The organism is Acidithiobacillus sp. TH-A35 (assembly GCF_057473505.1).
This window is the reverse complement of sequence record NZ_JBYCKR010000216.1, coordinates 1-7,875: the sequence shown is the minus strand read 5'-3', so window position 1 is coordinate 7,875 and position 7,875 is coordinate 1. Positions and strand designations below refer to the sequence as shown.

The following is a 7,875-nucleotide window of genomic DNA, read 5'->3' as shown; positions in this document are numbered from 1 at the left end:
CAGCAAAACATCGACGCCCGCCGCCGCCAGACCGGACTCCAGAGCGGACTCCAGCATGTATCCCGACAAACGGGTGTCTTTGCCAATAACCACCCGGGGCCGCCCCGGCGCGTCGGCCGTGAGCACATGTCCAGCGGCCCAGCCCAGGCGGAGAACCCATTCAGGATGAATAACAGAATCACCGACCTGACCGCGCACACCGTCGGTCCCAAACCATTTTCTCGCCATAGTTTCTTTGACTCCACGTATGGGCGGCCTGTCAGCGCCTGGGGCGCAACCCTGCCTGTAGTTATAAAAGGTGCATCTTCATATCTTCAACTCAAACCAATTCCGCGCCAGACCCGTAGCGCCTGCACCGTTTCCGCCACATCGTGGACGCGCACGATATGGGCGCCGCGCTCTACTGCCCAAAGTGCAGCGGCAATACTGCCCGCCACGCGCTCTGTAGCCCGTTCCGCGCCAGAAAGCTCGCCGATCATGCGCTTGCGGGAAAGACCAACGAGCAACGGCGCACCTATGGACGCAAAGACATCCAGATGGCGCAGTAAACTGCAGTTGGCTTCCAGATCTTTGGCGAAACCAAAGCCGGGATCAATGAGCAGATGTTGTCGGGGAATGCCTGCCGCAACACAACGCTCTATGCGCTCAAGCAGGAAGCTCTTCACCTCCGCTACCACATCGCCGTAATGGGTTTCTGTTTGCATATTCTGCGGCGTACCCCGCATGTGCATCAGACAGGCGGGAACACCCAACCCGGCGATGGTCTCCAGCGCCAGCGGATCAGCACGCAACGCGGTCACATCATTCATGAGCCCTGCGCCCAAGGACCAGGCGGCGCGCATAACGGCTGCTTTGCTGGTGTCAATGGAAATAGGCAGCGGCACCTCTGCCGCCACCGCTTCTAATACCGGCAGCAGGCGCCGCAACTCTTCCTCCAGCGCCACCGCTGGCGCCCCGGGACGGGTGGATTCCGCCCCGATATCGATGATATCGGCGCCCTCTTCCCACATCCGTTTAGCGCGCGTAAGAGCAACATCCACAGACAGATAGGTGCCACCGTCGGAAAAAGAATCAGGGGTGATATTGAGCACCCCCATAACACAAGGGCGCCCGAGAACCAGCGGGCGCCCGTTGCAATCCAGCGTCAGGGTCAAACGGGGTGTTCTCCCGGATTCAGGCCAGGCAACGGCTGCCCGCCCGATTTGTCGGCCGTCGTGACATTACCACCGGGTGTGGAGGGATAGTTTCCCGTACCCTCTACCGGCGGCTGCGGGTCGCGGCCTGCCATGATGTCACTCACCTGCCCCGCGTCCAGCGTTTCATACTTCAGCAGAGCCCGGGCCATGGCCTCGACCTTGTCGCGATTTTCCTCAATCAGCTTACGGGCAATGCCGTAGCGCTCCTGGATAATATCGCGCACCTCTCCGTCTACGGTTCTCGCCGTCTGCTCGGAGATATTGCTGTGCTTGGTCATTTCCCGACCAATGAACACCTCTTCCTCTTTTTCACCAATGACCATCGGCCCGATGCCGGACATGCCCCACTGGGTCACCATGCGCCGCGCCAGGTCGGTGGCACGCTCAATGTCGTTACCCGCGCCTGTCGTCATCTGGTTGAGGAACACTTCTTCTGCAATGCGCCCACCCATGAGAATGGAGATGTTACAGAGAATTTCCTGACGCTCGTAATTAAAACGATCCTCCGTCGGCAACTGCATGGTGAGCCCCAGGGCCCGACCACGCGGAATGATGGTGACTTTATGCACCGGGTCCGTGCCCGGCAACAACTTAGCGACCACCGCATGGCCCGACTCGTGATAGGCCGTGGTTTCCCGCTGTTTGTCGCTCATGACCACCGACTTGCGTTCAGCCCCCATCATGACCTTGTCTTTGGCATCCTCAAAGTCATGCATATCTACCAGACGCTTGCTCCTGCGTGCCGCCATCAGCGCCGCTTCATTGACCAGATTGGCCAGGTCCGCGCCGGAGAAGCCTGGGGTACCCCGGGCAATGACCTTGGGGTCTACGTCCGGGGCAATCGGCACCTTACGCATGTGCACCTGCAGAATCTGCTCGCGCCCGCGAATGTCCGGCAACGGTACAGTGACCTGCCGGTCGAAACGTCCGGGCCGCAACAACGCCGGGTCCAGCACATCCGGACGGTTGGTGGCGGCAACAACAATGATGCCCTCAGTACCCTCGAAACCATCCATCTCCACCAACAACTGATTCAGGGTCTGCTCGCGTTCGTCGTTACCGCCACCCAGACCAGCACCGCGCTGACGACCCACCGCATCGATCTCGTCGATAAAGATAATGCAAGGGGCATGCTTTTTAGCCTGCTCGAACATATCGCGAACCCGCGATGCGCCGACACCAACAAACATTTCCACAAAGTCGGAGCCGGAGATAGAGAAGAAAGGTACCCGTGCTTCGCCCGCAATGGCACGCGCCAGCAAGGTCTTACCAGAACCCGGCGAACCCATGAGCAATACGCCCTTGGGAATCCGTCCGCCAAGGCGCTGGAATTTCTGCGGATCGCGCAGGAATTCAACGATCTCTGCAAGCTCATCCTTGGCTTCTTCAATGCCCGCCACATCGGCAAAAGTGACCTTATTGTTTTCTTCCGTCAGCATCCGCGCCTTGCTGCGACCGAAAGTCATCGCTCCCCGACCGCCCGCGCCACCACCGCCCATCTGGCGCATGAAGAAAATCCACACACCGATCAGCAAGAGCATCGGGAACCAGGAGATGAGGATAGAAAGCAACAGTGATTGCCCTTCCGGCGGCTTGACCGAGATCTTCACCCCGGCAGCCAGCAGTTGGGGAACGATTTGCGTGTCGTTTACCGGGGTGTAGACGCTGAATTGCTGCCCGGAGCTGAGGCTGCCATTCACATGATTACCGTTGATGGTGACATCGGCGACCTGACCCTGCTTGATACTATTCACGAAGGTCGAGAAATCCATAGCCTGAGCCGGCGTCGAACTACTCGTATTGAGGTTCTGAAACACCAGCATCAGAATGACGCCAATCGCCACCCACAACAGCACGTTTTTTAATACATTATTCATTCGCACACCCCCCGAATGGGAGAATTAGACTGATTATAATACCAATATATCGCTCGATGTTAGCCTTCCCAAGACACCCTGACAAGAGCAGGGTTCTCAACCTTGTGTTCCACCCACGGTCAGATCACGGATTTTCAGCGTCGGCTGCCCAACACCTACGGGCACACTCTGGCCATCCTTGCCACAGGTGCCCACTCCCGTATCTAGTTGGAGGTCGTTGCCGATCATTTCAACCCTGGTGAGCACATCCGGGCCGTTGCCAATCAGGGTGGCGCCTTTGACTGGCCGGGTTATCTTCCCATTTTCAATAAGATACGCTTCAGAGGCAGAAAAAACGAACTTGCCGTTAGTGATATCCACCTGACCGCCCCCGAAGTTGACGGCGTAGAGCCCACGTTTAACGCTGGCGATGATTTCCTGGGGATCGCGATCCCCGGCCCGCATGTAGGTGTTGGTCATCCGCGGCATGGGCAAGTGCGCGTAGGATTCGCGACGCCCGTTACCCGTCGACCGCGTTCCGGTCAGGCGGGCATTGAGGGTGTCCTGCAAGTAGCCTTTGAGGATGCCATCTTCAATCAGCGTCGTGCACTGGGTCGGGGTTCCTTCATCATCGACGTTCAGGCTGCCACGGCGGCCATCCAGAGTACCATCATCGACAACCGTAACGCCCGGCGCCGCGACCCGCTGGCCGACCCGGCCACTGAAGGCGCTGGTACCCTTGCGGTTGAAGTCACCCTCCAGACCATGGCCAATAGCCTCATGCAGCAATATGCCCGGCCATCCCGGCCCGAGGACCACTTCCTTGCAGCCGGCGGGGGCCGCCTCCGCCTCCAGATTGACGAGAGCCTGACGCACGGCCTCACGGGCAAAGTCTTAAGCCATGTCGCCCTGAAGAAAGGTCGGATAATCGTAACGACCGCCGCCACCAGCACTGCCCTGCTCGCGACGCCCGCCCTGCTCGACAATGACGGAGACGTTGAGGCGCACCAGGGGGCGCACGTCGGCAGCCATGGTACCGTCGAGGCGCGCCACCAGCACCACCTCAAAACGGGCACTCAGGCTGGCCATCACCTGGACGATGCGCGGATCACAGGCCTGGGCGGCCCGTTCCACGCGTTCCAGCAGGGCGATTTTCTCGCTATTGGGAAGAGAAGCCAGGGGATCGACAGGCGGATAAAGCGCCAGCCCCTGACGCCGCTGCCAGACCAGCCCTTTCCCCTGTCCCGGATGATGGACAATGGCGCGCGCCGCATCTGCCGCCGTCAGCAAGGCATCCACGGCGATTTCGTCAGAATAGGCCAGACCCTGACGTTCACCGCTCACCGCCCGCACACCCACGCCTTGTTCGATAGAGTGACTGCCCGACTTCACGACCCCTTCTTCCAGACTAAAGCCCTCGCTGCGGCTGTACTGAAAATACAGGTCGGCATCGTCCAGGGCGCGATGGGAGAGGCGGCCGAATACTTTTTCCAACTCCCCTTCGCTGATTCCGCCGGGAGCAAAAAGAGTGGCGCGGGCAATTTCCAAGGCTGAGGCAGTCATGACGTTCCTTCCTGACAGATAATGTGATCAGTATGCGCCCAACCGGTGGTTTAGAACAAGTCCAAATTCATAAACCGGCAGAGATACCCTGCCCTCCGCCCACGGACAAGAGATAAAATTTCATTGTTAAATGATACTCCTGGCTAGGTTATCCACATCTTTTGCCCAACTTGCGCACGACATTATGCACAAGATATGGTTGACACAGACAGAATCAGGTCTATATTTAGTGCTTGGGCGCTCTGCGATCCGCTTTTGCACGCCGCCCCGGCGTATCCCTTTACGCTGCCTCGCAGTTTGCGTCCACTAACGCCCCGATCATAGGAGTCGCCCATGTCTAATCCTGCCGCCCAAGCCATCGTCAGCAACCCTGCCTACGACCCCTCCGAAGCGAGCCACTACAAAGTCATCCGTCGCAACAACGCGATGGTCAGTTTTGACGCCGGCAAGATCCACATCGCCATGACGAAGGCCTTCCTGGCCGTGGAAGGCGGCAGCGGAGCGGCCAGCGCGCGCGTCCGTGACCTCGTCAGCCGTCTGACGGAACAGGTGATTGAAGCACTGAAACGGCGCCAGCCGGGGGGCGGCACCTTTCACATTGAAGACATTCAGGATCAGGTGGAACTGGCGCTCATGCGCGCCGGCGAACACGAAGTCGCCAGGGCCTATGTGCTTTATCGCGAGGAGCGCGCGCGGGAACGCCGCCAGCAAGCTGCGGCGGGAACCCCAACCGAGGTCCCGGTTATCAAGGTCAGCCATCCGAATGGCAGCCAGCGGGCACTGGACATGGCACGACTGCGCGCCGTTATCGAAGAAGCCTGCAGTGGCCTGGGCAGCGCAGTGTCGATAGATGCCATTCTCGGCAATACCGTCAAAAATCTCTACGACGGTATCAGCGAGGATGAGCTGTTTCAGGCCCCTATTCTTGCCAGCCGGGTACTGATCGAGCGCGATCCCGCCTATGCCTACGCCTCGGCACGTCTGCTCCTGGACCGGGTACGCTGGGAAGTGCTGGGTGAACCGGCGACCCAGGCCGAGATGACCGCACGTTATCCCCAGTATTTCCGCGACTATCTGCAAACCGGCATCCAGAATGAGCTGATCGACCCGCGTCTGGGACAGTATGATCTGGAGCGTATCAGCGCCGCGCTCAGGCCGGAGCGGGACCTGAACTTCCAGTATCTGGGCATGCAAATTCTGTATGACCGCTACTTTTTACATGTGCGGGAGCGTCGCATCGAATTGCCGCAGGCCTTCTGGATGCGGGTGGCCATGGGTCTGGCGCTCAATGAAGTCGACCGCGAAACCCATGCCATTGCCTTTTATGAGGTGCTGTCCAGCTTCGACTTCGTCAGTTCGACACCGACCTTATTCAATGCCGGAACCCTGCGCCCGCAGTTGTCCAGTTGCTTCCTGACCACCGTGGGTGACGACCTGGATGACATCTACGAAGCCATCAAAGAAAACGCCATGCTCTCCAAGTTCAGCGGCGGCCTGGGGAACGACTGGACGCCGGTGCGTGCCCTGGGGTCCTTCATCAAAGGCACCAATGGCAAGTCGCAGGGCGTCGTTCCCTTCCTCAAGGTGGTCAATGACACGGCGGTGGCGGTCAATCAGGGCGGCAAGCGCAAAGGCGCGGTCTGCGCCTACCTGGAAACCTGGCACATGGATATCGAGGAATTCCTCGAACTGCGCAAAAACACCGGCGACGACCGCCGCCGCACCCACGATATGAATACCGCCAACTGGATCCCCGATCTCTTCATGGAGCGCGTGGAAAGCAACGCGATGTGGACGCTGTTCAGCCCCAACGAAACGCCGGACCTACACGAGCTCACTGGGTCGGCCTTCCGGGAGCGCTATGAGCACTATGAGCGCATGGCGGATGCGGGCGGCATCGAATTGTTCAAGCGCATGCCCGCCATTCATCTCTGGCGCAAAATGCTGACCATGCTCTTCGAGACCGGCCATCCCTGGATCACCTTCAAGGACCCGTGCAATCTGCGCAGCCCGCAGCAGCACGTCGGGGTGGTGCACAGCTCTAACCTCTGCACCGAAATCACCCTCAACACCAACGCCAAGGAAATTGCCGTCTGCAACCTGGGGTCCGTCAACCTGGTATCCCATTTGCGGGCAACGGCGAGCCCCGACACCGGCGCATTGCGCGCGGACAGCAGCCCGGAAGCGTTGCTGGCGCTCATGGATGAGGAGAAGCTGAGCCGCACCATTCGGGTGGCCATGCGGATGCTGGATAATGTCATCGACATGAACTACTACGCCGTCGCTAAGGCGCGCAACAGCAATCTGCGGCACCGGCCGGTGGGCCTGGGGCTGATGGGCTTCTCCGATGCCCTGTTGCAGATGCGGATTCCTTACGCTTCGGCCGCAGCCCTTGCCTTTGCCGACATCAGCCAGGAAGTCATTTCCTACCATGCCATTGATGCGTCGGCCGATCTGGCCCGGGAACGGGGCAGCTATCAGAGCTTCCCAGGGTCCTTGTGGAGTCAGGGTATCCTGCCCATCGACAGCATCGAACGGCTCGCGGCCAGCCGCGAGCACGGCGTGGACGTGGACCGCAGCCAGCGCCTGAATTGGGCTGCACTGCGCGACAAGGTCAAAGCGGGGATACGCAACAGCAATTGCCTGGCTATCGCACCGACCGCCACCATCTCCAACATTGTCGGCGTCAGCCAGGGTATTGAGCCGATTTACCAGAACCTCTATGTCAAATCCAACCTGTCCGGCGAGTTTACGGTGGTGAACAGCTATCTGGTCCACGACCTGAAACGCCTGGAACTCTGGGATGAGGTCATGGTCAATGATCTGAAATACTTCGATGGTTCGGTCATGCCCGTAGACCGCATTCCGGCCAGCATCAAGCCCTTGTATGCCAACGCCTTTGAAACCGACCCGGAATGGCTGGTGGAAGCCGCGGCGCGGCGGCAGAAATGGCTGGATCAGGCCCAAAGTCTCAACCTCTATTTTGGCCAGCCTTCCGGCAAGAAAATTGACGAAACCTACCGACTGGCCTGGAAACGCGGCCTGAAGACCACCTACTACCTGCGCTCACTGGGCGCCACGGCAGCGGAAAAATCGACGGTGCAGACGGGCACCCTCAATGCCGTTGTATCGGGTCAACCCAAAGCCGGTGCGATCGACGATCCGACTTGTGAGGCCTGTCAGTGATACGGGAATTATTTGGAAAAGGAAAACATCATGTTAAGTTTTGAAGAAAATCTTCGTAAAGAATCCAGTCTCAA

The 7,875-nt window shown here is 59.2% G+C and carries 5 protein-coding genes and 1 pseudogene; 1 reads left to right on the top strand and 5 read right to left on the bottom strand.

What is annotated here, in order from left to right; genetic code table 11:
* From glmM to AC2VNK_RS07390, 5 genes and pseudogenes are all read right to left on the bottom strand, one after another.
* Nucleotides 1-228, bottom strand: a pseudogene (gene glmM, locus AC2VNK_RS07410) (phosphoglucosamine mutase); the annotation flags it as partial.
* Nucleotides 229-314: 86 nt separating this feature from the next.
* Nucleotides 315-1,154, bottom strand: coding sequence for a dihydropteroate synthase (gene folP, locus AC2VNK_RS07405; RefSeq protein WP_486883329.1), 840 nt, complete (start codon nucleotides 1,152-1,154; stop codon nucleotides 315-317).
* A complete protein-coding gene (ftsH, locus tag AC2VNK_RS07400) occupies nucleotides 1,151-3,073 on the bottom strand; it encodes an ATP-dependent zinc metalloprotease FtsH (protein WP_486883328.1) in 1,923 nt (640 codons plus the stop codon). The genes folP and ftsH overlap by 4 nt, the downstream gene beginning before the upstream one ends.
* A gap of 96 nt (nucleotides 3,074-3,169) precedes the next feature.
* Nucleotides 3,170-3,928, bottom strand: a complete 759-nt coding sequence (locus tag AC2VNK_RS07395) for a metallopeptidase TldD-related protein (RefSeq protein ID WP_486883327.1) — start codon at nucleotides 3,926-3,928, stop codon at nucleotides 3,170-3,172.
* A gap of 18 nt (nucleotides 3,929-3,946) precedes the next feature.
* Entirely contained in the window at nucleotides 3,947-4,615 is a 669-nt protein-coding gene (locus tag AC2VNK_RS07390; protein WP_486883326.1) for a PmbA/TldA family metallopeptidase, read from the bottom strand.
* Nucleotides 4,616-4,948: 333 nt separating this feature from the next.
* Here AC2VNK_RS07390 and AC2VNK_RS07385 point away from each other — a divergent pair, with 333 nt between their 5' ends.
* Nucleotides 4,949-7,801, top strand: a complete 2,853-nt coding sequence (locus tag AC2VNK_RS07385; RefSeq protein WP_486883325.1) for a ribonucleoside-diphosphate reductase subunit alpha — start codon at nucleotides 4,949-4,951, stop codon at nucleotides 7,799-7,801.
* Nucleotides 7,802-7,875: the final 74 nt, after the last annotated feature.